Source organism: Azospirillum brasilense, assembly GCF_005222205.1.
Taxonomy (GTDB): Bacteria; Pseudomonadota; Alphaproteobacteria; order Azospirillales; family Azospirillaceae; genus Azospirillum; species Azospirillum brasilense_G.
Genome location: NZ_CP032350.1, coordinates 91689 through 117516, shown reverse-complemented (window position 1 = coordinate 117516; position 25828 = coordinate 91689). Strand labels below are relative to the sequence as shown.

Below are 25828 nucleotides of genomic sequence, written 5' to 3'. Positions count from 1 at the left end.
GGAGCGCCCTGGAACACGGACCCATGCGAACTCTTGCCCACACCGCTTGGCGGTTGATCCCGCCGGGGCTGCGCCGTTCCCTGCTGCACAAGGCGGCGGCGCTGCTGGCGGCCCGCCCCGCAACCGGCCCGGTCGCCGAAAGCCGTGCGGCGGCCCCCTTCATCGTGGTGGGGCCCATCGACACGGCAAGCGGCATCGGCGCGGGCGCGCGGCATTGCCTGCACGAGCTGCAGGCCGCCGGGGCCACGGTGGGCGGCATCGACATCGGCCGCTGGTTTCTGGGCGGCGACCCGCAAGGGCCCGTGGCCTTCCAGGATGCCCGCGACTGGACGGGGCCGGGGACCCTGATCCTGCACATGAACGCTCCGCTGGTTCCGGTCGCCCTGGCCACCCTCGGCCGGGATCTGGTGTCCGGCAAGAAGATCATCGGCTACTGCGCGTGGGAGCTCCCCGACCTGCCGCCGGCCTGGCGCGCGGCCTGCCGCTTCATGCACGAGGTCTGGGTGCCGAGCGCCTTCAACGCCGAGGCTTTCCGCCGCGCCGCGCCGTGTCTGCCGGTGACCGTCGTTCCGCATCCCATCGCGGCGCCGGCCCCGTCCGGACGGCCGCCGGCAGCCGAAGGGCGTCCCTTCACCGTCCTGACGCTGTTCAACATGGGCTCCGGCTTCGTGCGCAAGAATCCGCTGGCGGCCATCCGCGCCTTCCTGGAGGCCTTCGGCGACGATCCCGGCGTTCGGCTGGTGGTGAAGACCCACCATACGGAGGCCTATGCCGACCAGCGGAACGCCTTGCGCGCGGCGGTGGCCGGCCGGAGCAACATCCACCTGATCGACCACACCCTGAACCGGGACGAGCTGAACCGGCTGATGGCCGACTGCAACGTCCTGCTGTCCCTTCACCGCAGCGAGGGCTTCGGGCTTCCGCTGGCCGAGGCCATGGCGTCCGGCATTCCGGTGGTGGCCACCGGCTGGTCGGGAAATCTGGAATTTATGACGCCGGATACGGCCGGCCTGGTCGCCCATGGGCTGGTCCCGGCCGCCGACCCGGGAGGTCCCTATCATCATCCCGAGCAGCTCTGGGCGGAGCCGGATGTGCAGGACGCCGCCCGCTGGCTGCGCCGGTTGCGCGGGCATCCGGACGAGGCGCGGGCCATGGCGGAGAGGGCACGCGAGCGCATTCTTGCCGACTTTTCGGCGGAGGCGTGGCTGCGCCGCGTGCGGGAGCGTCTGGATCTTCCGTCCTGAACCGCCATCCATGGAACAATGAAGAAGCGGTCGGAGGATTTTTGTTATCTTTCAAGATAATGAACGGCTTTTTTATTCGTGCTGGAGAGGGGATTGCTTCTCTGAAGAAGCGGATTGACACGGCTTTCCTGTCTCGCCATAAACCCTGATTGAAAATCGGGGCTTCCTCCGATCGCTGTGACGTTTTTCGGCGGTGCTTCCTTTTCTGGTGCAGGTCCTTTACCAGGAGGGAGATTGTGGGAAAGTGTTTCGCCTGGCTTCGGGCTTGTCTGTTCCGGCGCCCCCATGGCATGAAGCTGGACAATCGGAAGTCTTCCAGGGAATGAGTGGAGACGCCATCGCCATGCTTTCCCACGCGCCGGCCGAGAGCCAATATGATGGCGAACTGCAGCGTGGTTTCGGGTAAACATCTGCGCAAACGTGGAACTGAACGGGATCAGGAACGATCTGATGGGTAGCAAAGCCTCCGCAAGCACAGTCACGCCGGTCATCCTGTCGGGGGGAGCGGGAAGCCGTCTTTGGCCGCTGTCGCGCGCGTCCTATCCCAAGCAGTTCCTGCCGCTGGCGAGCGAGCAGACGATGATCCAGGAAACCGCGCTGCGGGTGTCGAGCGATCGCTTTGCCGCGCCGCTGGTCATCTGCAACGAGGAGCACCGCTTCATCGTCGCCGAGCAATTGCGCGCCGCGTCCGTGTCCCCGGCGGAGATCATCCTCGAACCCGTCGGCCGCAACACCGCGCCGGCGGTGTGCATCGCCGCCCTGGCCCTTCTGGAGTCCGGCGAGGACCGGCTGATGCTGGTCATGCCGTCCGACCACGTCATCGCCCGCTCCGACCGTTTCCTGGAGGCGGTGGAACAGGCCGCCGTGGCCGCCGCCGCCGGCTCGCTGGTCACTTTCGGCATCACGCCCGTGGCGCCGGAAACCGGTTACGGCTACATCAAGGCGGGCGGTCCGCTGGGCACCGGTGACAACATCCGCGTGGTCGAACGCTTCGTCGAGAAGCCCGACCTGGCGACGGCCCAGACCTATCTCGCGGACGGCCGCTATCTTTGGAACAGCGGCATCTTCCTGTTCTCCGCCGCGGCCTACGTCGCCGAGCTGGAGAAGTCCAACCCGGCGATCGTCGAGGCCTGCCGCCAGGCGCGGTCGCGCGCAGCGCGCGACCTCACCTTCTGCCGTCTGGAGAAGGAGGCCTTTGCCGCCTCGCCGTCGGATTCCGTCGACTACGCGGTGATGGAGAAGACCGACCAGGCCGCCGTCGTCGCCGTCGACATGGGCTGGAACGACGTCGGCGCTTGGTCGGCCCTGTGGGACATCGCCGAGAAGGACGAGAGCGGCAATGTCGTCCATGGCGACGTGGTGCTGCACAACGCCCGCAACAGCTACGTCCGCTCCGAGGAACAGCTCGTCGCCGTCGCCGGCCTGGACGACGTGGTGGTGATCGCCACCGACGACGCGGTCCTGGTTGCCGACCGCAAGCATGTGCAGGACGTCAAGCTCATCGTCGAGCGGCTGAAGGCCGAGAAGCGCGACGAGCACGCGCTCCACACGACCGTTTACCGCCCCTGGGGCAGCTACCGCGGCATCGACATCGGCGACCGCTTCCAGGTGAAGCGCATCACCGTGAAGCCGGGCGAGCGCCTGTCGCTTCAGATGCATCACCACCGGGCCGAGCATTGGATCGTCGTGCAGGGGACCGCGCTCGTCACCTGTGGCGAGAAGCAGGAGCTGCTGTTCGAAAACCAGTCCGTCTACATCCCGATGGGGACGACGCACCGGCTGGAGAATCCGGGCAAGGTGCCGCTGCACCTCATCGAGGTCCAGTCCGGTTCCTACCTCGGCGAAGATGACATCGTGCGTTTCGAAGACGGCTACGGCCGCGTGGCCGGCAAGTAACGTCAAGCCAGAAAACCCGGTTCGCAAGAACCTGAGAGAGACATGGGCGAAGCAGGAATTCCCTCCTGCTTCGCCCATTTCTTTTCAAAGCGCGCAACGGCGCTAGGCGACCGATGGATTGATGGGGCCCGTCGCGGAGGGGCTCCTGGCGTCCACAAGGATCGGCCTCCGGGTCGGGATGGCGTTGCCCATCGGCTTTTCCGGTGTCGGGGAGGCTCATGACCCGGACAAAAACTATTGTTGGTTTAGCGATTCGGTGATAGGTCATCCATCAAATTGTGCTGATTGCGTGCTCACAAGGCGTGCCACAATGCCAATGGCGCGTGGATTCCCATCCAAGGCCATGCAGAGCGCCTTGCGGCTACCGTTTATCAAAACTGGTTCGTTGAGAGCCTCTCCTCAACTGGGCAAAGAAGAACCCGGATCATCTCTTTATTTTGCGATAGTGCGGCGGAGAAATTTTTTGTCATAACTTTTCCCGTAATTTTATCATGATGTTTTTCGCTTTTCGAGTATAGCGAAGGAAAGAAAATTGGTTACTGATTAGTGCATTGGCTTGTTTTTCTCTTGAGGTTGCGAGACGGCGTATGAAGATCCTGGTGGACCACATTCGGAAAACGGCTGGAACATCTGTCGGCGACTTCTTCAGGGGGCTCTCGGGAAGCGAGCGCGTTACGCCGCTTCTTATGGACGAAAGCATTCTGATATCTGAGCATTTGTTCAGAGACCATGACGTCGTTATTGGGCACTTCGTTCTTAGTCATGATTATCATTGGCCGAAGTCCGTCTACCATACGACCATCCTGCGCGACCCGATTGAGCGGTTCATTTCTCACTACTCCTACGTTCGTGAGAGAAAAGAAGCCTCCGAGCCGTTTGCCCGGCTGGCGCAGACGCGCAGCCTTCCTGAGCTTCTTGACGAGTGCGATTTCCACGTCCGCGAAGCCAGCCAAAACTATTATTGCAATCACTTCATGGGTGGCATGTACGCAAAGGAAGAACTTGAATCGATATCCAGTTCTGGAAAGATAAACGCCGAAGACATATTTGAATTCATGAAGGAGAGCTATCAGTTTGTCGGCATCAGCGAGTTCCTGAAGCTGAGCCTGGGAGCGATCTGCTTCGGAAACGCGGTCAATGCGAACCTCGTGGACATTCGTTCACGGGTGACCGGGGATCGCCTATCGGTGGACAGCTTGGATCGCGCGACTCTTCGCAAGCTTCAGGATCTTACAGCCAACGACATGGACCTCTATCGGCTGTGCCGCGAGAGGTTCTTCAAGCATCTGGAGCGGGTGACGCAGTTCGCGCTGCATCGCATGCCGGCCCCGCATCGGAACGCCGAGGATATCACGCCGCGGATGGGCGTTCCGAACGCGTCCATGACCTTCGTTGGCGCCGAACTCATGTGTCCCGAGCGGCCGCGCAACGACGTCGGCGTTTCGTCGCAGGAATGCTGGCTTGCGACCAAGTTCCGCATGGAGAATTTCCCGCAAGACTGCTGCGTGTCCATCACGATCCGCAACAGCGTGAAGCAGGTCATGTACCGGGAGCGACGCCCCTTTGCCTTCACTCTGAAGGATGGCGGCTTCGTGGAGTTCCTGTGGTTCTTCAACTGCACGCTGGGGGCCGACACTTATGATGTTTCGCTGGACGTGCGAAGCATGGTGAACGGGCTGCCCGAGACCCTCATCGCATCCAGCGACAATTTCTATCAGTTCCAGATCGTTGCCGACGGCGGCCACGACGCCACGGGCCTGTGCAACCTCCAGCCCGAGTTCCGTGTCATCGAGCAGGCGTCGGCGTACGACGCGGCCCGCGGCTCGCTGTCCGTCGCCGCCGGCACGGTCACGGTGCGGCCGGGGGAGAGCGTCACGCTGCCGGTCCGCGTGAGGAACGAAGGGGCGGCGGCGTGGCAGCCCGCCGGATTCCATTGCGTCGCCGCCAGCTACTGGCTGGAAGGTGGACCGGCGGAGGGCCCGCGCGAAGGCCGCCGCACCTTCCTGCCGGAGGGGCTGCAGCCGGGTGAGGAGGCGCAGATCGCCCTGCGGGTCGATGCGCCGGGAGAGGAAGGGGTCTGGCTGCTCCGTCCCGCCCTGGTGCAAGAGCGGATCGCCTGGTTCTTCCGCTGCCCCGAACCGGTCACCTTGATCGTGACGTCGGCGGGCGTGGCGCCGGCCGGGGACGCGGAAACCCCGGCTTCCTGACGAACCGCCGCAGGAAAGGCGCCGGTGCCGGTTACGGCCGGCGCCGGGACCGGCCTTCCAAGATCCGCATCGTCCGGCGCTTGGCGGCGCAGAGGCGGATGAAGGAGACGGCGGCCCGCCGCAGATGCGGCAGCCAGCTGTCCGGCGACTGATGGCGCAGCTTCATCACGTCGCCGATGAAGCGCGTCCGCCGTTCGTGAAGGGCGATGTAGAGCGCCTCCAGCTCAGCGTCGCTCACGGGCGCCGTGGCGACCGTCTTCTTGAGATCGTCAGGCCGCATGGTGGACACCATTCTCGAGGAGGCGGGATTCAATCTTGCTTCGATGATCGAGGTGGCTGACGCCGAGATAGAGTTGGCAGCCGGGCGCGACCTCCAGGGACGAGCCGACCATGCCGGTGCTGTGCGGGAAGCGCAGCGCGTCCATGACGACCTGGGCGTTGATGCCGGTGACGCATTCCGTGGTCAGGCAGCCGTTCACCAGCCGGGCGCTGTATTGGCAGCAGGGCGAGCAGTCCAGGTTCATCGTCAGCAGCCGTGCCCAGGTCCCGAAGGGCGCGTAGCGCCGGAACGGGCTGGGACCGAAGACCGACAGGGTCGGGCAGACCAGCGAGCACAGGTGACCGGTTCCGCCGTCCGAAGCGACGACCCAGTCCAACTCATCGACCCGGCCCAGAAAATCCGCGAAATCCTTCCCGCCGAGGATCAGGTCGCGGACCGGGTCCAGCCCGATCTGCCGGAGCAGGAAGCGGGCCAGACCCGCCTCCGCGGGACCGCTGATCACGCTCACCCCGATGCCGGCGTCGCGCAGCTTGCGGCCAAGCGCGATCCAATGGCCGGGCGGCCAGGAATTCGCGTGGAAGCCGGAGCCGATGGAGAAGCCGACCTTTCCGGGAAAACGCGAGGCCTTCGCCCGCACGCGCTCCAGCCGGTCGGCGTAGAAGGCCTCTTCGATGTCGTAGTGGCCGACCAGGGCGGACGCGACCCCGAAATCGATGATGCTCTGGTGATCGTCGTGCGTGTCGACGGGCAGGACGAAGCGCCGGCATCGCAAGGACGCCCATTGCGTGTTGAGGATTCCGTCGGATCGCAGGAAGGCCACCATGTCGAAGCCGCGCAGATCCGGGTAGCCGCCCTGGGAGGTGTCGGCCTTGGTCAGATGGGGGAAATCGATGGTTTCGATGGCCACGTCGCCGAACAGATGCCGGGCCAGCGAGCGGTTTTTCCCCGCGATGAACAGCGTCGCGTTCGGATGGCGGCGCATGATGGCCCGGATGGCCGCCGACGACAGCACCAGGTCGCCGATGTGATCCGGCTTGATGATCGCAACGTTCATTGGTCTTTACCTTCAAGCCGGGCGAGCAGGAGGCGTTCGATCGCCAGGGCGGATTGCGTTTCCCTTTGCACGATCTGGAGCATTCTCTCGAACGGATGCGCGGTCTTGGCGAGCCGGGGCGCCTCGCCCTTCGCGAGCGCCAGCAGGACGTAATCGACGCTGGCGCCGTCGGGGCATTTCGGCTCCGACGGGTCGAGTTCGTGAATCGTCTTGGGGAACAGGACCGCGCCCGGATGTTCGAACAGCCGGCGGTTGGAGTGCGCCAGGAGCCATTCACCGAACAGATGGATGAACGCGTTCATCGCGGAGCGTTGAAAACCGAGCATGTTCCTTACCCCAGAACGGCGTCGCGGATGTTGGCGGCGAAGGCGTCGAAGCTGAACCGGTCGTTGACCCAGCCGCGCATGTTCGCGGCCAGGGCGGCGCGGGCTTGCGGGCCCATGGCGGCGATGTGCAGCATCGCTTCCGCCATGCCCTCATGATCGTCGGGATCGCAGTAGGCCACATGCGGCCCGCCGACCTCCGGGCAGGCGCCGGTCGTCGAGGCGATGCTCGGCACGCCGTACATCATGGCCTCCAGCAGCGGCACGCCGAACCCTTCCAGATAGGAGGGGTACAGGAAACCGGTCGCCCCCGCGTAGATCGAGCACAGGTCCTCGTTCGAGGCGTAGCCGTACAGGGTGACCCCCGGCGTGTTCTCGGCCAGCTGGGTGATCTCCGGAGCGCCGTGCCCCCGCCCGCCGACGACCAGGAGCTGGTAGCCGCGCTCATGCAGGCCGCTGCAACGGAAGGCGTGCATGGCGCCCAGGATGTTCTTGCGCGCTTCGAGGCTGCCGACGAACAGGAAGTAAGGCTTCACCGCATGGAGCGGCGGTGCCCCCAGCCCATCCCGCAGATGGCCCGGCGAGTACAGGTGGACCGTCCGCATCCGGTCGAGTGGGAAGCCGTAGTTGGCGTAGAAGGTGTAGGCGGTGTTGTCGCTGATGGTGATGACCTTGGGCTGGACCTGGCACAGCTTCTCGAACGCCTTCGCGTAGAGCGCCGCCACGGCGGGCGAATGCCATTCCGGCTGCGTGACGGTCGACACGTCCAGCACCGTGACGATGTCGGTCGGGTAGAGGTCGGAGAACAGGATGTAGAGCGGGTCGATGAAGAAGCGCCGTTCACCGTTCTTGCGGCTGGGGCGCAGGACATTCCCGAAATTCAGGCGGCTCTCGTCGAAACGCCCTTCGCCCGCCATGGACAGCGCCTGGAACAGGATGCCCTTCAGCGTGTCCGCCTCCTCCGCCACCGGGGCCTGCTTCACGGTCACGCCGAAGTAGTAGAGCCAGGGATCGACATCCGCGAAGATCCGGGCGATGTCGTTGCAGATGTTGAAGACGGCCGTCCGGTTGATGAGCGTCGGGCTCATGTCGAGGGTCAGGGTCATGATGGTCTTCCAGATTTCCGTCGCGATCGATCCGATGATTCCCGAAGGACAATCCGGTCAGGACAACATGGCGGGCTCCTGCGCCGGCTGCGTGGCCACGGGCGGCGAGGTCGGTGCGCGAAGGCGGGCGATCTCGTCGCCGAGGATGGCGATCAACCGCCAGGACGAGCAGAAGTCGATGGCGTGCTGCCGGGCCGTCCGGACCACCGCGGCGCGCCGGGAGGCGTCCATCGCGGCGAAGTCGCGCAGCCGGCCGGCGATCTCGCCGGGCAGGGGCAGATACCAGCTCGACGAGTAGGGATAGGCCGAAACGTTGCCCTTGAGGCCCACGCACTTGCGGACGGAGTTCACCGTCAGGGGATGGTCGGGGGGCAGCAGGTCGGCGATGCCCGTGTGGCGGGGGGCGATCACCGGGCGATGCGCGGAGATCGCCTCGATGATCGGCCCGCCGAAGCCCTCGCCGTAGGAGGCCGAGACGTAGGAGTCGCACGCTCCGTACAAGGCCGACAGCTGCGGGTCGGGCAGGTGGTCGTGGATGACGGCGATGCGCGGGTCGACCCCATCGAAGCCGATGGTTTTCAGGATGGCTTCGAAATGCTCCGCCGGGGCGGCGTTGATCCCATGCGCGTGCCGGAAGGCGAGGCGCAGGACCAGAATGTCCTGGCAGGACGGATCGTCGATGTGGTTGCGCCATTCCCGCAGCAGGATCGGCAGCCCCTTGCGCGGCGCCAGAGACTGCACCGAGACGAACAGGTTGCGGGCCTCGCTGCGGATCTTGCGCAACGACACCGTCTGCGTCGCGAAGCGTCCGGACGGCCCGGAACGGCCGAAATACAGGGCCTGGATCCCCTCCAGGGTGCCCGGCCTCACGGCGGGCGGCTGGTCCGGAAACTCGTGGGGCCAGGGCACGACTGTGACGTCGCCTGTGAAGCCCGAGGCGCGCGCGTAGGTGCCGAGGAACGACGTCGGCGCCCAGATCCGGTCCATGCCGGCAAGCCGCAGCGGCCAGTGGCGCTGGTGCACGAGCGTGTCCGTTTCCCAGTAGAAGGCGCCGATGTTGATGGCGCCGGGCACCTGGATGAAATCGTCGATCCCGGTGTAGTGCAGGACGATCGGCGTCTGCGTCGATTGGCGAACCACCTGCCACATCTGGGAGTCGTTGATCAGCGTGTGGGCGAAGTCGCCCCCGCAATCCGCCGGGTTGGGGTGCAGGTCGATGCCGAAGACGGCGATGTCCGGGAAGCGGGCGACCAGATTTGTCAGGGCGCGTGCGGCGCGTGCATACCCCGTTTCGCTGCGCAGGTCGCCCCGGACGATGAAGGGAACGGCGTGAGTGATGGAAGTGCTCATGGTCGCTCTCACAGCGGCGTTGGGTAAGCGGGGCGGCGTCGCAGGGATCAGGTGAGCCGGACGAGCAGGCTGCGCACCGCGACGCCCAGCATCCGGGTGTCATGGCTGCCGAACTCGCTTGGCGAGAACACGCGGTCCAGCCCGATCCCGAGAACGTGCACGCCCGGCCGGTACGGCAGGGTGGCCCTGACGGTCGAATAATGTTCGGGGGTCTGGATGGTCTGCAGTTCGATGTGCTCGAACACCATGCCGTCCAGCGTCAGGGTCATGCAGGTGCCGAACTGCTGGGACGAAACCTGCTCGTAGTGGAACTCCAGCTCGATCTCGAGGTGGCTGGCCGCCGCGGGCAGGGCGACCGCGCCGGGGTCCAGGGCGAAGCCGATGGTCGAGATCGGCTTGCTGGACCAGGTGTGGAACTGCTCAGGCAGGTTCCAGCCGCCGCTGATCAGCAGGGAGACCGCGCTGCTGCCGGTCACGAAATGGACGCGCTGTCCGTTCGCGATGCGGTAGCGGCTGGCGCTCAGATAGCCTTCCGGCCTGGCCGTCGTGGGACGCGGCGTCGCGCCGTTCTTGACGCGGTTCGGGAAGACGATCGCCTCGGCTCCTTGCGGCCCGAGCAGTTCGGGCCAGAATCCCCGCCTGCGGTGAAGGGCGGCGGCACGCTCCGTGACGGAGGAGGCGTCCTGATCGACCCCCTTTATGACGCCCTTCAGGAACTCCGGCAGGTTGGAGACGTCGGGCTTCGCCAGCTCCTGGCGGATCAGGCCGAGTTCGTCGGGGGTCAGGAGATAGGTGAGGTCATGTTCCCACAAGCCGTATTGCAGGAACCAGGACTCCAGGCGCTGCCCGCTCTCCGGCGTCTTGAGCGCGAAGGCCTCGCTGACGTCGGAACGCAGGGAGCGCAGCCACGCGGCGGCCAGGCAGGTCCAGACCCCGTCGTCGCCCGCCTGGACCGGCTGGCGCATCCTGGCCTTCTGCTCCCTGGTCAAACGGCTGGTCAGCCCGAGTTGAAGGACACCCTGGAGACAGAACCAGCGCAGAAGCTCATCGGCGTACCATGTGATCAGCGCATCGCAGGTCCTGACGCCCTGGAGATTGATCGGCTGATCCTCGGAGGCGAAGCAGGCGACCAGCATCAGCGCCGTCACCGGCAGTTCCTTGACCGAGGTCGGCCCGACCACGCTGTTGGTCAGGGCTCCCAGGATCGCCTCGATGTCTTGGATATCGGCCCAGCGCATGAGGTTCTTCGGCTGCGAGAGGCAGTACCAGCCGAGGAAGCGGAACTGTTCGGCCTCGGTCGTCTTGGCGATGGCCGAGGCGCTCCACCCGCGCGACAGCCACCGCGCCGTGGCCAGCGGGGTGAAGAAGGGGGCGGCCCGCGTTCCCGAGGCCGCGATCATCCGGCATGTGGCCAGGGCGTCGGCCGCATCGACCTCCGGAATCCATTGGGCCAGAAGATTCGCCTGCGGGAGGTCCTCCGAAACCACGATATGCTTCATCTTGTCTTCGAGCCTTGATGTCCGGAGATCGGCGGGGGAGGGCGACCGGCGCCCGGCCAGTGCGCGGCAACCCGCATCGCCTGCTTCAGGATGACGCCCTGGCCTTCAAAGGAATGCCGGCTTGATGGCGAGGCGGATGGTGATGATGGCGTCCTGCTTTCCGGGGAGGGGCACCCTCGCTGGCGAGACGGCCGCCATGGTTATTCCTTTCGTTCATTTCGCCCGAGACGCCCGAAGGGGGCGACGTCATAGGCCAAAATTGACTCTACTATATCTAAAAGGGGCGGAAGCCATTAAAAAAATATGAACATTCTTAGGATGAAGGATCTTCCGTGAAGGAATTTCAATGGTTGCGGGGTGTCTTTTCTTAATATTTTTCCGATATTTGGCCGATGGATTGACGATTACGGCAAATTTTTCCAATTTCACTTTTGAAATATTCTGATTGGGTGCAGGTTTTAATAAATAAACAGTCGGCGCTGGGTTCTTCTTGTATTTTTCAGAAATTCTGCACCGCAAAAAATCCGGCAAGGATCACTGCGTTTGGCTTAAGGCTTCCGGTGACGGCGCCGACAATGATTTCGGCCCTAAGGATAATAGGCCGAAAGGCTATGTCCAAAAGCCCCTGCGGTCCCAAGACGGATCGTCCTGGGACCGCTCAACCCCCTTGGCCGGAGGCTGCGGATCAGGATGTCGCGGCGACCAGATGGGCGACGGGGACGACGGCCAGGTCTGGGGCCCCCGCGAGGTGAGTCGTGTAGACGACCATGCGGTCATCGCATTGGAAGCTGGGATGCGGGTGCGGGTGATAGGGGTCGAGGCTGGGCGAGGCGACCGGCATCGCCGTGACGATGGGGACCGCCCGCTTCGTCTCCCGGTTCAGGAACAGCACGGAGGTGGATGGCCCGCGGTCCTGGGTGGTTCCGGGCAGCGTGTCGGCGACGAGATAGCGGCCGCAGCGGCTCGCACTGGCGTGCCAGTTGCCGGCCGGCCAGACGCATTCGGGGGCTTGTCCGTCCAGGCCGACCCGCATGGTGCCCCGCTCGAAATCGACATACCAGATGGCCCTGCCCGAACGGTCCCACCATTCGTGCCCCACCGTTGCGCCCAGCACGAGCGGGCGTGGCGGGTCTTCCCGCCGGCACAGCGCTATGCGGACCCGGGGTGGCGTGACGCGACCGGTCAGGGGGTCGATCCACTCCTCCTCGGCCAGAAGGATCAGGTCGGGATCGGTGGGCGAGAACTGGGCGTGGTGCCAGCCCCGGTCCAGCCGCTGCCAGATCCGGAGGTCGCCGCCTTCGGAGGGAATGCCGCCCAGGAGACGGTCGTTGCCGACGGTGATGTCGAGAAGGAACCAGGCGCCGTCGGCGCTTCGGGTCAGATGGGTCGCCAAACGCCAGACGGGGCGCTTGCGCAGCAGATCGTCCGGGATCTGTGTCAGGCAGATCGGCCGGTCTCCGGTCTCCCGGCCGCGCCGCCACACCGCGTTCCGTGTCGCCCAGACGACCGAGCCGTCGTGGGTGTCCACCCAAGGGGAGGCATCCGTGAATTGGGTTTCCGGGAAATTGGTGAGAGTTCCCGCCTGGAAATCCACCACGGCCAGCGTGCGCCCGTCGCGGGCCGAGCCTGACGGCGGATGGGCGCAGTACAGCCAGAGGAAGCGGCCGTCCCGGCTCCAGCAGGGCTGCGTGAAATAGAAGGATTGCTGCAGCGGCGCCGCCGACCGGCGCAGGAGATAGGAGGTCACGCCGCTGGTCGGGTCGGTCGACGGCACGAACAGCCCGTTCAGCCCGTCCCGCAGAAGCTCCGGCAGGTGCTCCGCCAAAGGGGTCCGCCCGTCGTGCGCTCGTCCGGCGGCGGGCGAAGGCTGTGCGCCCTCGGGCGACAAGGCAAGCTTCAGGTTGCCGTTGATGAATTCCTGCGACGTCATGAAGCGCCGGCGAAGGCCGGACAAGGTCTGGGCCGCCGTCAAATGGCCTGCCACCTGCCGGGGGCTTTCCGGCGAACGGCCGAGCAGGATGCGGTAGGCCGCATGGACGTCCAGCGCGTCGATGCTTTCGAAGTTGGCGGGGCGATCGGCTTGGAAGGATTGATAAAGCCGCAGCGACGCAGGCAGAGCGGCGTTTCCGTCGACCCGGATCGTCCAGCGCTCCTCGGTCTCGAAGGTTCGCAGCACGTCACCGCTGGCCGAGATCAGGACCAAGCGGGCGCTCACCTGATGGGTGCCGGGAGGCAACGGGCCAAGGAGGACGGAAAGCTGCGCCGTGACCGGCTGATCGGGCGCAAGACATTTGGGCAGCGGAAGCAGCGCGCCCGATGTCTCTCCTTGCTCGGTATGCACATGGACGGAAACATGCGCGGTCGCCGGCGCTCCGGAGCCGTCCATCCAAGGGTGACGGCTTTCGTTGCAGGCGTAGACATCGATCGGCATGACGCCGCCAGGTGAGACGGTGTCCGGCTTGTTGCGCAGTTGGAATGTGTGGGCGTACGGCCGGGTCAAGGCATCCGCCCGAGCCTCGGCGGCGAGCGCCAGCAATGTCTCGCGCACGGCCTTCGCGGCTGGAACCTCCGAGACCGGCGGCAGCAGGCACCAGAGCGTGTCGACGACAAGGATCTCCCGTTCCAGGCGCCGTGCGAGCCTGTCGACGCCGTTCCTCACATCGGGAAAGCGGGGTCGGTAATCATGCCCGCATGCGATCCCGGTCGGGGGCAGATGCCGGCTCCAGAACTCCAGATTCCGAGACAGGATGGGGTCGGTGTGGACCGAATCCTCGAAGAACAGATCCACCGGACGGTCCCAGTCCTGGAAATTGTCCGGGCTGTACCCTTGCAAGGCTTTCGCGTTCGGGCAGTCCGCCAGATAGGCCCGGAACTGGTCGATCCCATAGGTGATCCCGAGGGCTTGTTCCATCGGCCGGATGCCGTGATTCTCTTCCCAGGGGTCGATGCAGTGGACGGTGACGCTGGGATCGGCGCTTTTCGCCCAGGCCCAGCTCGATCGACCGAACAGAGAACCGATCTCGACGATGGTGCCGCCGGGTGGAACAAGCGCTGCGACAGCTTCGATTGCCTGCAGTTCCCATTCAGACATCTGGCCTGGAATGGAAAGATCGTAAGGCATGATCAGCACTCCAGTTTCAATTTATGCAGGGATGTTTTATTTATTGATCCGCCACATGATTGATCGATCATGCGCTGTTCATGGTGAGCCAATGATTTATCTTGGCTGTATTTTCCAATATATCTTCACACTCTTGCATATTCGTGGTTCTGTTGGTGCTATTGCAACGGTTTGTGTATGTGAATAGAAGTTATCCCAACGCCTATTGGCCGCTCGTCATTGTTGATACCACGCTGGGCCGGGCTCAAGACATGGCTTGCTGCGATTGTGATATCGAGAGAGGGGAGGTTAGCAATTTCTTTGCCTATGGGGATAGAGACCAAAAAATTACCAAAATGAGAAAATTCGCTTGTCACGGTTTCCGAGGCGCTTGTTGTGACAGAGACAGAAACACTGAATTCGCTTTTTAAACCTCTCAACGCTATATCGGCGGTGGCTCCATTTAGGAAGTTGTCGGTATTTGGCAAGGATATTTTTGCTTCTTTGTCTTTTGACCAGCAACCCCAATATTCTTGAAGGTGCCATCCCTTGGTTAGGTAAGTTGATCCAACTGCATATTGTCCAAAAAAGATGCGATCACCCAGGCGAGGAGGACTAACATTGTTATAATCCATACCTTGGATAAACTTGCATGGAGCATTATGACAGAGCGGATGAATCCGGTCTTGCCCGATGTAGCGGCGTAATTCTCTTATTGCTTCACCATTCCATATGTCTTCAATAGAATTATTTTGTAGACTCCCTATGTTTCTCTTTGAAAAACAGCATGGGCGAACAGATCCGTCTGTCATGATCTGAAGCCAAGTCCATGGAGCTGTACATTGACGCAGAGATGGCATGGGTTTACTCCAGATGCAGCTTTTTATTTCCACTAATGCTAAAACCTATCCTGAGTATTTCTGCATGAGACTTTGCTTCTTGGAGGTTCTTGGTTACATCGTCTATGATGTCTCCAATCATCTGCTCGGAGTACTTGAAAGTAAAATCTCCTTTTGTGACCGCCCAGCTTGCTAGAGCCTCAGGGTCAAAATCGTTTAGATCATTAAAGTGCGTATGATCAGCTCCAATGGCTTTCGCGAAATGTACAAAATGAACTATTTCTTTGTAATTCTCCTTCATGATTGTCATGTTTAGCCATACTTTAAGTTTTGAGTCTGGCCTCTCATTTCTTTTTTCGCACAATCTCTTAATGTTTTTTGCTACTTTTTCAAAGCTTTCCCCTCGTATCTTTTTATACATCTCACGGGAGCAACCATCTAGTGAAATGTTTATTGTTGAAAGGTTTGAATTAAGTATTTTTTCAATAGCAGTATCTGTAAGAAGTACAGCGTTGCTGTTTACCTCGATATGGGCTTGGTGGTTGTCTTTTATCGCCGACAAGAATTGCCAAAACGCTGGACTAAGAAGTGGCTCTCCAATGCCGTGCAGTTGAACATTCTTAGCACTCTTAAGGAAATTTTCTAGTTTCCCAGCAATCTCTTGGTCCATGTGCTTCGGTCGATGGACGGCACCAATTGCATGGGGGCACATTACACATCTGAGGTTACATACAGAAGTCGACTCTATTGATAATAGTACAGGGTTATTGGTGACGACTTCTTTTCCTTGCTCCCAAGCAAGAATTGCTTCTTTTTCATTGTCAAATGGAGAGGAAGCCACGCTGTTTTTTAAAGCGTACATATTTCTCTCCTTATTGGGGAAGCTATCTCATTGAAAATCCCTTTCAAATACCACAAAAGGGTTTTGGTGTCACTCTTAATTTTATTATATTTAATAGTTCTGCTACCTATGCAGGCAATGGGCGCCTGTGTTCCTTTGAGAAAAAGGATGCGGCAAGGCCGCATCCTGTCTGAATCCTGGTTTTACCCGTCCATCGCGCCGGTGAGCACCGCCGCCGGGCTGTTCGGATCGTTGGCGGCAACCTTGATCGCGGCGTAAAGGTCGGTGTAGCGGATGCCTTCCTCGGTTCCGGGGAAAAGAGGACCGGCCAAATCCAGCGTGATGGTGGCGAGTGGCCGGCAGCCGGCCGCGCGGGTGGCGGCATCCACATAGCCGGCCAGAACGGTGCGGGCGGCCCCCTGGGGGCGGTTGGCCTCGAAGGCCAGGATGTGCCAGTAGGCGGCGTCGGGGCCGAAGGGTGTGGGAATGGATTTGATGAGCGCCATGGTGAATGCTCCTCTTGAGCGTGGGGCGTCAGGCGATCACGGCGAGTTTTCGCAACGCGCCCGAACTGTCTCTGATCTCGATGAAGCCGGTGACGGGAGCATCGCTGCCGGCCGTGAAGGTCCCGAAACGGATGCGTCCGGCGCTGCCCTTTGCATACAGCGCCAAGTCGATGCTGGCGTCGTTCCCTTCGGCGTAGAGCTGCACCGGCTGTCCGGATGATTGGGCGCGGACGAGCAGGGAATTGACAATGGTTCCGCCGTTCCCTCCGAAGCGGGCGAGCGATCGGCCGGCCCCGTTCAGCAGCAGGATATCGGAGGAGTCCTGCATGCTTCCCTTGCTCATCAGGCGCAGACCAATGTTGGCGTCCGCGCCTTCCGCCGCGATGACCGGAGGAAGGCCGGACGCTCCGGAGAACACGGCCAGATTGTTCACCTGACCGGTAACGGCGGCGGCTCGGAGCACCGCTCCTCCGCCGGCGACCAACGTCATCTGGTCGTTGGCTGGCCGGCAGAGGCCGGTGTCGGCATCGCCGGAAAAGCTGAGAGCGGGGGCGGCGATACTGCCGGCCGCCAATTGCACGCTGCCTGCGAAGGTCGCCGTGCCGGTGAAGCTCGGGTCGGCTTTGGCGGCGTAGGGGGCAAGATTGACCGGCGGCGTGCTGATCAGGCTGAGCGTATAGGGCGCGGTCATGGCATCACCCGAAGAAGGTCAGGGAGACGGTGCAGTCGGACGGGGCGACCAGCCCCAGCAATGTCGTTCCGTCCAGTCTGCGCGCTGCCGGGGCCAGTTCGGGCGCCGCGCCGCTCACGTCGTCCGTCACCGGCAGAACCGCGGCGGCTCCATACTGCACCCAGAAGGGGCCGGTGGAGGCAAATAGGACTGTCTTCGCATCGTTGGGCACTGGCACCGTCTTCCCCATCCCAGCAGCGAGCATCAGGGCGTAGCGGGAATCGGAGACGCTGAGCACGGCGCTCGGTGTGCCCATGGCGTCCCTGTGAGTCAGCAAGTCCCTCATGGAAATCTCCTTTTTCGCGTGGCTTGGGCACGAAAAAGCCCGCCTCGGCGATGCCGGGCGGGCGTATCTCTTCTCTTTGCGGCGCTATCCTAAGCCATTCGCAATTCCGGTTTCAAGAATTTTTTCCTGCTTCCTGTTTTCCATAAATTTTGTTTCCCTGTGATATTTTTTGATTCACGGCTTAATTTGAAAAGTTGTTTACCGTCTGCATCGTCGAATGGTATGGAATGAATTGGACGGCATTTGTTTTTTTGTCGTCTTAAAGTCGATGAACCTTTGAAATTTGCCAGAAGAGAGTGTGATGAACCGCCTCGTTCACATCGTTTTGTCGGACCGTGGATGGATTCTGGAGCGCCTGGCAAATGAAATCGCGAAGAGACTTTCTTATGTTCGCTTTGATACTCTGCCTGATGCCTCGTCCCCTATTCAATATTACATAACTTATGGATGCCGTAAGGAGCGCGTCTCTCCAGTAGAGGTGGCGCTTTTCACGCACCAGGAACAGGACGCGGTTACGGCCGGGCGGTTCTTGGCCGCGGCGCGTGACGTCGACGCGGCCATTGCCATGTCGAAGGCGACCGGGCGAATCCTGGCGGACGCCGGCATTGCGAACACGGTGATTTCGCCGGGTGTCGATCTTGACCGCTTCGCCCCCACCCTGAAGATCGCCGTCGTCGGCCGCACCTATCACACGGGGCGCAAGGGAGAGGCGCTCGTCAACGCGGTCATGGACATTCCCGGGATCGAGTGGCACTTCACCGGCGAAGGCTGGCCCGGACCGGCGCTGAAGCTGACCGACGAGGAACTGCCGGCCTTCTACCGCTCCATGGACTATATTCTGGTGCCGGCCACCAACGAAGGCGGCCCGATGTGTGTCCTGGAGGCCCTGGCTTCCGGCGTTCCGGTGATCGGCTCCAACACCGGATGGGTTCAGGATTTTCCGCACATCCCCTTCGACAACGGCGATGCGCAGTCGCTGCGCGCGGTTCTATGCAACCTGCGCGAGAAAAAATTCGCCCTGCGCGGGGCCGTGTCCGGCATGACCTGGGACGCTTGGGCCGAAGGGCATGACGCGCTGTTCCGCCGTCTTGCGACGGAACGGAACCTCGTGCCGACCAGCGCTCCGGTCTCGTGCCGCCGGGTCCGTTCCGTCGCCCTGCTGAGCCATGGGCTGGAGAGCACCGTCATCGGGGGCCCCAGCGTCCGTATTCCGCGCACCGCCCAGGCCCTGCGGCAGAAGGACATCGAGGCGGCGGCGCTTCGCTATCCGACGGTCGACCTGCCCCGCTACGATCTGGTCCACGCCTACAATGTGTGGCCGCCGGTTTCGGCCGTCCGGATCGCCCGCCGGGCAGCGACGCTTGGCAAGCCGTTCGTCTTCTCTCCCATCATGCTCGACCTGTCCGAGGCCGGCCTCTGGCAGGCCGACATCCTGCGCGTCTTCCGCGGCGCAACCTCGCCGGAGCATGCGGAAGCGGCGATGGCCTGGGCCAGGGCCCGCCAGGCCATGCGGGCGGAGGACGGCCTGCGCGGGGAGCCGGAGCCCGGTTACCTCGACGCCCTGCGCGAATTGGCGGAGACGGCGGACGCCTTCGTCTTCCTTGGCGAGCGGGAACGCGCGCTGACGGCGACGCTGGTGCCCTCCCTGCCCGAGGTCAGCCGGATCGTCCGCAACCCGGTCGATGCCGCGCTCTTCTCCTGCGGCGACCCGGACCTGTTCCGCTCGGCTTACGGGCTGAAGGACTATGTGCTGTGCGTCGCCCGGATCGAGCACCGCAAGAACCAGCTCCTGCTCGCCCTGGCGCTGCGCGACACCGGCATTCCGCTCGTCCTCATCGGCCATCCCGGCGACGAGGAGTATCTGCGGCTGGTGAAGTCCTTCGGCGGACCGAACCTCCTCATCATCGATCGCCTGGAGCCGGGTTCGGAGATGCTGCGCTCGGCCATCGCCGGAGCCCGCGTCTTCACCCTGCCGAGCTGGGCGGAGGGGGCCCCGCTCGCCGCGCTTGAGGCCGGCGCGGCCGGTGCGCGGATGGTGCTGAGCGACCGGTCGTCGGAGCGGGAGTATTTCGGCGACCGCGCCCTTTACTGCGATCCCGCCGACCCGGCCTCCATCCGCCAGGCCGTTCTGGAAGCCTGGGAAGGCGGTTGGTCGGACGGCGACCGTGAATCCCTCAAGGATCATGTCGCCCGTTCCTTCTCCTGGGACGTCCACACGGCCGCCGTGACCGACGTCTACGAGGAGGTCGCCGCGCGCCGCGCGGCCGGAATTCGTCCGCCCGGCGTCGCGCGCGTCGCGCCGCTGCCCGTGCCGGTCCATGACGAAAAGGCCGCCGCAGAGACGGGCGAGGTCCAGGACCCCATCGAGATCGTCTTCGATCTGACCACCCTGGCCAACAACGCCAACACCCGGTCCGGCATCGTGCGGGTGGAGCGTTCGATGGCCACGGCTCTGCTCGCCACCAAGGGGGTGCGTGTTCGTTTCGTGGTGTGGAGATCGGTCGAGGTCGGCTTCGTCGAAATTCCCCAATCGATCGTCGCCCGCGACCTGCTGTCCGCCTATCTCCAGGCGACGACGGTGTTCCCGATCGAGAAGGGGACCTTCCGTCCGGGCTCGCGGTTCGTCGTGGTCGGCAGCAGCTGGATGCAGAACGCCTCCTACGTCCATTTCCTGTCGACCTTCGCCATTGAGCACCGGCTCGAACTGTCGGTGCTGATGCACGATCTGACCCCGGTGCTGTTCCCGCATTGGTTCCTGGACGGCTATTCCGGCCGCTTCACGGCGAACCTGAACACGCTGCTTCAGACGACGGATCGCCTGCTCGCCTATTCCGACAACACGCGTTCGGACCTTGAGGCGCTTGCGCTCGAAACGGATCTCGACCTGTGCTCGATCGGCAAGTTCCGGCTGGCCGACGCCATCGGCATCTTCGCCATGGAGATGTCCGAGAAAGGCCGGGCGATCCAGGCGAAATTCTCCAAGGTTCCCTTCATCCTCGCCACCGGCGGCATCCACGCGCGGAAGAACTACGGGCTTCTGTACGACGTCTGGACCATGCTCCGGACGACGATGGGCGATCGCTGCCCGCATCTGGTGATCGCCGGCGGGGTGTTGTGGAACGGCGGCGAGATGGCCCGGACGATCCAGGAGGATCGCCTGGTCAACCGGCACATCCATATTCTGAACGACGTCGACGACGCCCTTCTCGACTGGCTCTACCGGACCTGCCTGTTCACGGTCTACCCGTCGCTTTACGAAGGCTGGGGGCTGCCCGTCGGTGAAAGCCTCAGCTACGGCAAGATCTGCGTGGCGTCGAACCGCTCCTCGGTTCCGGAAATCGCCCCCACGCTCACCGATCTGCTCGACCCTCTGGATCGCAAGCTCTGGGCGGCGGTCATCCAGCACTACGCGACGTCGAAGAGCGCCCGCGACGCGAAGGAAGCCCGCATCCGCGACGAGTATGTTCCGACCTCGTGGATGGACACGGTGGCGGGGATGCTGAAGGCTCTGGCCAAGCCTCTGGTTCCGGCCCGGCGCGACCTTTACACGCTCGGCGATCTCGTGCTGTTCACCGCGGATGAGCCGGTGCCGCGCTACCGGCATGGCGGCTGGTTCCAGCGCGAAAGCTGGGGGACCTGGGCAAGCTCGCGCACGGCGAGGATTCGCGTCGTCCTGACGGCGAAGCCGGACGAGGATCTGATCCTGACGGTGATCGCCAAGCATTTCAGCAAGGCGAACAGGACCGACCGGTGCAGCGTCGTCGCCAACGGCGTGAAAGTCGCCGACTGGGATTTCCGGTCCGCGACCGGGCGGGGCGGCTGGCCCTACGCCGCCGGCAAGGCGCTGATTCCGAAGGGATTGGTCGACGACGACGGACAGATCGTCATCGAATTGACCGCGATGGAAAGGTACAAGGTCAGCGAGGTCGTCGCGAACTCCGAAGACCATCGTCTCCTCGGTCTCGGCGTGACCGGTTTCAGCCTGCAAGCGGTGTCGGCGACGACGAACAGCCTCGACCTGCTGGCGACGCGCAGCGAGCTTCGCCGTGCGCTCGGCGCCCCGCCCACCATGAATCTCGCGCAGACTTTCCGGCTCAGCGCGGTGCGTCCCGCCTACCCGGTGAACCGCAGCTGGATGGCGGTGGCGGTGAATGATGCGCAGCTCGCGGTCGACGCCGCGACCGTCCATTTCGACGGTTTCCGGTCCCAGCGGGGCAGCCTCCGCCTGCGGGGGGGCACCATTGATCTGTCCGCGCAAAGCGACGCGGTGTTGGAGGCGGCCATCGTCGCGGACGTTTCCGCTGGCGAAAGCATCGTGATCTCGGTGCTGGTGAACGACGAGTTTGTCGACAGCTGGACCATCGAGACCGACGCGCCGAGCTCCCGGCGCATGGTTCTGCCGATGGCGGCCCTGTTGAAGAGGGATCCCGCCGAGATCGTCTTCCTGTCCACCCGGATGATCGGCAATCAGGAGGCTGGGCCGGGCGAATTCGTGATCGCCCAGATCCGGTTGGACCAGCCCGTTCCGAAGGCCCAGCGCAACATCCCCGAGCTGCCGAGCGGGCGGAGCGTCGTGTTGTCCTCGGCCAACGCGGCGGTCCAGCAGGCGTTCATGCCCTGGGGCTGGTACGCGGCGGAGGAGCAGGGCGTCTGGTCGATCGGCGACCTTGGGCGTTTCGATTGCACCGTGACCATCGGCGAAGACCGGAACGAGATCCTGCTGCTGAATGTCGCGGCGCTGTCGACGGGCAAGCCGGACGACACGGCCACAATCGCCATCGAAGGCACCGACATCGCGGTTCCGGTCGATCTGACCGCTCCGAACGCCTGTCTGGTCTCACGGATCGTGCCCCTCGATCTCGGCTCCGCGCTGCCACAGGGGAGCAAGGAGATCACGATCGCGTTCCGCCGGAACGTGGCCACCAGCCCGCAGCGCCTGGGCATATCCGGCGACCGCCGCCTGCTTGGCCTTCGGGTCGCCGAGATGGAGCTGAAACGCTTGGGCACCCTGCCGGAAAAGGCCTTCCTGCCCGCGTCCGACGAGGCGCTGGAGCGGGTCGCCCTGTTCCCCAACTGGCATGTCAGGGAGGCGCTCGGCCGTTGGACCAGCGGGGAGCGTGGGGACATCTGGATCGCGATGCCCACGGACATGCACCCGGGCTCCCGCATGACGCTGCATTGCGCCGCGGTCGCTCCCGGCCAGCAGGGCCAGGCGCGGGTCGATGTCCTGATCGACGACGACGTCGTGACCAGCCGGACGATGTCGCACATGGACGTGCAGGCCGTGCCCGTCGAGTTGCCGCCCGGAACGGGGCGGGCCGGGGGCCTCATGAAGGTGTCCCTGGTTACGGACAGCACGCTGGTTCCGCAGGATGCCGGGCTTGGCTCGGACTTCCGGTGCCTCGGTGTTCTTCTCGTCGGCATCGAATGGCATCAGCCCGCCGCCGGGGCCCAGCACAACGGAGTCCACCACAACGGGACGCAGCCGAAGCCGGAATCCGAAGCTGTGCTCGAGGCTCTTTCCGAAATCCGCTCCGAGGCCAACGGGGAGGATTCGGAGAAGGATGGCATGATGGGCGTCCAATCGGCCAGGAAGCCACGGGCCGCCGGCTGGAAAGCGGCCCCGTCGCCCGCGAAGCGGCCTTCGGTCTCGGAAGCCGGCCGGACGACCTGAGAGTCGGCAAACCCAAGGGAGCGGCCGGCGGTGTCCCCCTGCGTCCGATGGATGCACGGGCAGGGGACACCGCCGTCGCCGGCAGCCCGTCGGGGAGAGCCGGGCAGGGGGTTCTTCAATTAACGAAGTGTCAACAGTGCGTTGGCGGTATGGAGCGCGCCGATCCGGTTGCCGTGCGGCAGCCGGATGCGGTCGGGGCGTGGCGGAAAAGGACGTTTGATGCGACCTTTTTCCCGTTTGGCGGGTGAATTCGGGCGGCGATGCTGCAAAGCCAGAAGACGGGCGGCCAACCAGATGGTATATGAAGTTCCTCCCCACAAAGGCTGCCACGGCACCTCAAGCGGGGGCGCCGGCCGGTCACCCTGGGCAACATCCCCGGTATCTATGGTCCGTTCATGACTGACATCATCATCGTCACCGGGGGAGCCGGCTTCATCGGCTCGAACATCGCCGCCGCCCTGCACGGCTGGAACGACTGTGAGATCGTGGTCTGCGACCGGCTGCGCACCGGCCAGAAGTGGCGGAATCTCGCCAAGCATCTGGTGACGGATTTCGTGGCGCCGGCGGAGCTTCCGGCTTTCCTTGACCGTACGGCGGGCACCGTGCGCGCGGTGGTCCATATGGGGGCGATTTCCGCGACGACCGCCACCGACGTCGATCTGATCGTCGACACGAACATCAAATTCTCGGCCCATCTCTGGGAATGGTGCGCCGCCGCCGGCGTGCCGCTGATCTACGCCTCCTCGGCGGCCACCTACGGCGATGGCGCGCGGGGGTTCGTGGACGACAACGACCCGGCCGCCCTGGCCGAGCTTCGTCCGCTCAACGCCTATGGCTGGTCCAAGCATGCCTTCGACCGCCGGATCATCGATCTGGTGCGCCGCGGCCGGCCGCGGCCGCCGCAGTGGGTCGGGCTGAAGTTCTTCAACGTCTATGGCCCGAACGAATACCACAAGGGCGACATGATGAGCGTGGTGGCCAAGAACCACGCGGCGGCGGCGGCGGGGGACACCGTGCGCCTGTTCAAGTCGCACCGTCCGGACTACGCGCATGGCGGACAGCTGCGCGACTTCGTCTATGTGCGGGACTGCGTGTCGGTCGTGCGCTGGTTCCTGGATCATCCCGAAGCGAGCGGCATCTTCAACGTCGGCAGCGGCGAGGCGCGTTCCTTCCGCGACCTGATCGAGGCGCTCTACCGCGCCGCCGGCCGCGAACCGTCGATCGAATACGTCGACATGCCCGAGATTCTGCGCGACCGCTATCAATACTACACGCAGGCCGATCTCAGCCGGCTGCGGGCCATCGGCTACGACCGGCCCATGACCCCGCTGGAGGAGGGCGTGACGGACTACGTGCAGAGCTTCCTATCCCAGCCCGATCCGTACCGGTGACGAACGGACAGTGCGGCGCGGACCCGAGATTGGGGAAATCATGACGGCATACCTTACGGACATCGTCGACGGCCTGGGTGCGGCGCGCGTCGCCGTGGTCGGGGATGTGATGTTGGACCGCTTCGTTTACGGCGACATCGAGCGGATCTCCCCCGAAGCCCCGGTTCCCGTGGTCAAGCTCGACCGCACCGAGGAGATGCTGGGCGGGGCTGGCAACGTCGCGGCGAACGTCGCCTCGCTCGGCGGTTCGGCCCTGCTCGTCGGGCTGATCGGCGCGGATGGTGCCGGGGCCTGCGTGCGGCGGCTCGTGTCCGGCCTGGGCGGGATGGACCGTCTGGTCGAGTCCGGGGATCGCCCGACCATTCTCAAGACCCGCATCACCGCCCGCCAGCAGCAGGTCGTCCGCCTGGACGAGGAGCGGGTCGGCCCGCCGTCGGCGCGTGAGCGGGAGGGCCTGCTGGAGGCCGCCACGGCCGCGCTCGGCGAGGCCGATGTGCTCCTGCTGTCCGACTACGCCAAGGGCGTTCTGGCGGGCGACATGCCGACGCGGCTGATCGCCCTGGCGCGCGCGGCCGGCCGGACCGTGATCGTCGATCCCAAGGGGCGCGACTACGGGCGTTATGAGGGGGCCGACGTGGTGACGCCGAACCTGCGCGAACTGCGCGAGGCCACCGGCATGCCGTGCGACGGCGACGAGGCGGTGGTCGCCGCCGGACGGACCCTGATCGCCCGCCACCGGCTGAAGGCGGTGGTGGCGACCCGCAGCGAGCAGGGCATGACCGTGATCACCGCGGACGACCATGTGCATCTGCCGACCATCGCGCACGAGGTGTTCGACGTCTCCGGCGCCGGCGACACGGTGGTGGCCACGCTCGCCTGCGCCTTGGCGCGGGGCGTCGCCCTGCCGGACGCCGCCCGTCTGGCGAACGCCGCGGCCGGCATCGTGGTGGGCAAGCTGGGGACTTCCCAGGTGACCCGGGACGAGCTGGCCGCCATCACCCGCCGGCAGGAGATGGACGAGAGCGACCGCAAGATCGTCCTGCGCCACGAGGCCGCCGCGGTGGCCGGACGCTGGCGCCGCCAGGGGCTGAAGGTCGGCTTCACCAACGGCTGCTTCGACCTGCTGCACCCCGGCCACCTGTCCCTGCTGCGGCAGGCGCGGGGCGGCTGCGACCGGCTCGTCGTCGGCATCAACACGGACGAGTCCGTGCAGCGGCTGAAGGGGCCGACCCGGCCGGTTCAGTCCGAGTTGGCGCGGGCCGCGGTGCTGGCCTCGCTGGGAATGGTGGATCTGGTCGTTCTGTTCGGTGAGGACACGCCGATGGAGCTGATCGACGCCATCCGCCCGGATGTTCTGGTGAAGGGGGCCGATTATCGCGTAGACCAGGTGGTCGGTGCCGATCTGGTCCAATCCTACGGCGGCACGGTGCTGCTGGCCGACCTCAAGGACGGCTTCAGCACCACCCGCACCGTCGAACGCATCCGCCTCGTTTCCTGACCTC

General features: G+C 64.1%; 18 protein-coding genes. 6 read left to right on the top strand and 12 right to left on the bottom strand.

Annotation, left to right across the window (positions count from 1 at the left end):
* The first annotated feature begins 23 nt into the window (after positions 1 to 23).
* The 3 genes from D3869_RS32635 (at position 24) to D3869_RS32625 (ending at position 5347) form a co-directional block, all read left to right on the top strand.
* The gene (locus tag D3869_RS32635; RefSeq protein WP_247896130.1) at positions 24 to 1244 is read left to right on the top strand and encodes a glycosyltransferase family 4 protein; all 1221 of its coding nucleotides are present in this window, start codon (positions 24 to 26) and stop codon (positions 1242 to 1244) included.
* A gap of 450 nt (positions 1245 to 1694) precedes the next feature.
* Complete coding sequence (locus D3869_RS32630; RefSeq protein WP_137143746.1) at positions 1695 to 3140, top strand: mannose-1-phosphate guanylyltransferase/mannose-6-phosphate isomerase; 1446 nt, start codon at positions 1695 to 1697, stop codon at positions 3138 to 3140.
* A gap of 587 nt (positions 3141 to 3727) precedes the next feature.
* Complete coding sequence (locus tag D3869_RS32625; protein WP_247896129.1) at positions 3728 to 5347, top strand: COG1470 family protein; 1620 nt, start codon at positions 3728 to 3730, stop codon at positions 5345 to 5347.
* A 31-nt stretch (positions 5348 to 5378) separates the two neighbouring features.
* Here the strand turns inward: D3869_RS32625 and D3869_RS32620 are convergent, their stop codons facing one another.
* The 12 genes from D3869_RS32620 to D3869_RS32565 all read right to left on the bottom strand — a co-directional run bounded on the left by D3869_RS32620 (position 5379) and on the right by D3869_RS32565 (position 17261).
* Positions 5379 to 5627, bottom strand: coding sequence for a hypothetical protein (locus D3869_RS32620; RefSeq protein ID WP_247883433.1), 249 nt, complete (start codon positions 5625 to 5627; stop codon positions 5379 to 5381).
* The gene (locus tag D3869_RS32615) at positions 5617 to 6681 is read right to left on the bottom strand and encodes a glycosyltransferase family 9 protein (RefSeq protein ID WP_137143744.1); all 1065 of its coding nucleotides are present in this window, start codon (positions 6679 to 6681) and stop codon (positions 5617 to 5619) included. The genes D3869_RS32620 and D3869_RS32615 overlap by 11 nt, the downstream gene beginning before the upstream one ends.
* Positions 6678 to 7007, bottom strand: coding sequence for a hypothetical protein (locus tag D3869_RS32610; protein WP_247896128.1), 330 nt, complete (start codon positions 7005 to 7007; stop codon positions 6678 to 6680). The genes D3869_RS32615 and D3869_RS32610 overlap by 4 nt, the downstream gene beginning before the upstream one ends.
* 5 nt (positions 7008 to 7012) lie before the next feature.
* Positions 7013 to 8110 carry a glycosyltransferase family 4 protein gene (locus tag D3869_RS32605; protein ID WP_137143743.1) on the bottom strand — a complete coding sequence of 366 codons (1098 nt, stop codon included), beginning with the start codon at positions 8108 to 8110 and terminating at the stop codon, positions 7013 to 7015.
* A gap of 57 nt (positions 8111 to 8167) precedes the next feature.
* Complete coding sequence (locus D3869_RS32600) at positions 8168 to 9460, bottom strand: glycosyltransferase (RefSeq protein WP_137143742.1); 1293 nt, start codon at positions 9458 to 9460, stop codon at positions 8168 to 8170.
* 47 nt (positions 9461 to 9507) lie between these two features.
* Positions 9508 to 10959, bottom strand: coding sequence for a hypothetical protein (locus tag D3869_RS32595; RefSeq protein ID WP_137143741.1), 1452 nt, complete (start codon positions 10957 to 10959; stop codon positions 9508 to 9510).
* A 685-nt stretch (positions 10960 to 11644) separates the two neighbouring features.
* Complete coding sequence (locus tag D3869_RS32590; RefSeq protein ID WP_247896127.1) at positions 11645 to 14080, bottom strand: class I SAM-dependent methyltransferase; 2436 nt, start codon at positions 14078 to 14080, stop codon at positions 11645 to 11647.
* 158 nt (positions 14081 to 14238) lie between these two features.
* The gene (locus tag D3869_RS32585) at positions 14239 to 14919 is read right to left on the bottom strand and encodes an SPASM domain-containing protein (RefSeq protein WP_137143740.1); all 681 of its coding nucleotides are present in this window, start codon (positions 14917 to 14919) and stop codon (positions 14239 to 14241) included.
* Between the two features lie 4 nt (positions 14920 to 14923).
* The gene (locus tag D3869_RS32580; protein ID WP_137143739.1) at positions 14924 to 15760 is read right to left on the bottom strand and encodes a radical SAM protein; all 837 of its coding nucleotides are present in this window, start codon (positions 15758 to 15760) and stop codon (positions 14924 to 14926) included.
* Between the two features lie 182 nt (positions 15761 to 15942).
* On the bottom strand, positions 15943 to 16245 hold the full coding sequence (locus tag D3869_RS32575) for a hypothetical protein (protein WP_137143738.1): 303 nt from the start codon (positions 16243 to 16245) through the stop codon (positions 15943 to 15945).
* Between the two features lie 28 nt (positions 16246 to 16273).
* The gene (locus D3869_RS32570) at positions 16274 to 16936 is read right to left on the bottom strand and encodes a hypothetical protein (RefSeq protein ID WP_137143737.1); all 663 of its coding nucleotides are present in this window, start codon (positions 16934 to 16936) and stop codon (positions 16274 to 16276) included.
* A gap of 4 nt (positions 16937 to 16940) precedes the next feature.
* A complete protein-coding gene (locus tag D3869_RS32565; RefSeq protein ID WP_247896126.1) occupies positions 16941 to 17261 on the bottom strand; it encodes an NAD/NADP transhydrogenase alpha subunit-like protein in 321 nt (106 codons plus the stop codon).
* A gap of 301 nt (positions 17262 to 17562) precedes the next feature.
* Here D3869_RS32565 and D3869_RS32560 point away from each other — a divergent pair, with 301 nt between their 5' ends.
* The 3 genes from D3869_RS32560 to hldE all read left to right on the top strand — a co-directional run bounded on the left by D3869_RS32560 (position 17563) and on the right by hldE (position 25824).
* Positions 17563 to 22935, top strand: a complete 5373-nt coding sequence (locus D3869_RS32560; RefSeq protein ID WP_137143736.1) for a glycosyltransferase family 4 protein — start codon at positions 17563 to 17565, stop codon at positions 22933 to 22935.
* Positions 22936 to 23339: 404 nt separating this feature from the next.
* A complete protein-coding gene (gene rfaD, locus D3869_RS32555) occupies positions 23340 to 24326 on the top strand; it encodes an ADP-glyceromanno-heptose 6-epimerase (RefSeq protein WP_175426719.1) in 987 nt (328 codons plus the stop codon).
* A 40-nt stretch (positions 24327 to 24366) separates the two neighbouring features.
* Complete coding sequence (gene hldE / locus D3869_RS32550; RefSeq protein WP_137143734.1) at positions 24367 to 25824, top strand: bifunctional D-glycero-beta-D-manno-heptose-7-phosphate kinase/D-glycero-beta-D-manno-heptose 1-phosphate adenylyltransferase HldE; 1458 nt, start codon at positions 24367 to 24369, stop codon at positions 25822 to 25824.
* Positions 25825 to 25828 lie beyond the last annotated feature (4 nt).

Excerpts from the sequence above, each read along its gene's own strand:
- D3869_RS32635 (WP_247896130.1), top strand. The coding sequence starts at position 24 with ATGCGAACTCTTGCCCACACCGCTTGGCGGTTGATCCCGCCGGGGCTG.
- D3869_RS32630 (WP_137143746.1), top strand. The coding sequence starts at position 1,695 with ATGGGTAGCAAAGCCTCCGCAAGCACAGTCACGCCGGTCATCCTGTCG.
- D3869_RS32625 (WP_247896129.1), top strand. The coding sequence starts at position 3,728 with ATGAAGATCCTGGTGGACCACATTCGGAAAACGGCTGGAACATCTGTC.
- D3869_RS32620 (WP_247883433.1), bottom strand. The coding sequence starts at position 5,627 with ATGCGGCCTGACGATCTCAAGAAGACGGTCGCCACGGCGCCCGTGAGC.
- D3869_RS32615 (WP_137143744.1), bottom strand. The coding sequence starts at position 6,681 with ATGAACGTTGCGATCATCAAGCCGGATCACATCGGCGACCTGGTGCTG.
- D3869_RS32610 (WP_247896128.1), bottom strand. The coding sequence starts at position 7,007 with ATGCTCGGTTTTCAACGCTCCGCGATGAACGCGTTCATCCATCTGTTC.
- D3869_RS32605 (WP_137143743.1), bottom strand. The coding sequence starts at position 8,110 with ATGACCCTGACCCTCGACATGAGCCCGACGCTCATCAACCGGACGGCC.
- D3869_RS32600 (WP_137143742.1), bottom strand. The coding sequence starts at position 9,460 with ATGAGCACTTCCATCACTCACGCCGTTCCCTTCATCGTCCGGGGCGAC.
- D3869_RS32595 (WP_137143741.1), bottom strand. The coding sequence starts at position 10,959 with ATGAAGCATATCGTGGTTTCGGAGGACCTCCCGCAGGCGAATCTTCTG.
- D3869_RS32590 (WP_247896127.1), bottom strand. The coding sequence starts at position 14,080 with ATGCCTTACGATCTTTCCATTCCAGGCCAGATGTCTGAATGGGAACTG.
- D3869_RS32585 (WP_137143740.1), bottom strand. The coding sequence starts at position 14,919 with ATGCCATCTCTGCGTCAATGTACAGCTCCATGGACTTGGCTTCAGATC.
- D3869_RS32580 (WP_137143739.1), bottom strand. The coding sequence starts at position 15,760 with ATGTACGCTTTAAAAAACAGCGTGGCTTCCTCTCCATTTGACAATGAA.
- D3869_RS32575 (WP_137143738.1), bottom strand. The coding sequence starts at position 16,245 with ATGGCGCTCATCAAATCCATTCCCACACCCTTCGGCCCCGACGCCGCC.
- D3869_RS32570 (WP_137143737.1), bottom strand. The coding sequence starts at position 16,936 with ATGACCGCGCCCTATACGCTCAGCCTGATCAGCACGCCGCCGGTCAAT.
- D3869_RS32565 (WP_247896126.1), bottom strand. The coding sequence starts at position 17,261 with ATGAGGGACTTGCTGACTCACAGGGACGCCATGGGCACACCGAGCGCC.
- D3869_RS32560 (WP_137143736.1), top strand. The coding sequence starts at position 17,563 with ATGAACCGCCTCGTTCACATCGTTTTGTCGGACCGTGGATGGATTCTG.
- hldE (WP_137143734.1), top strand. The coding sequence starts at position 24,367 with ATGACGGCATACCTTACGGACATCGTCGACGGCCTGGGTGCGGCGCGC.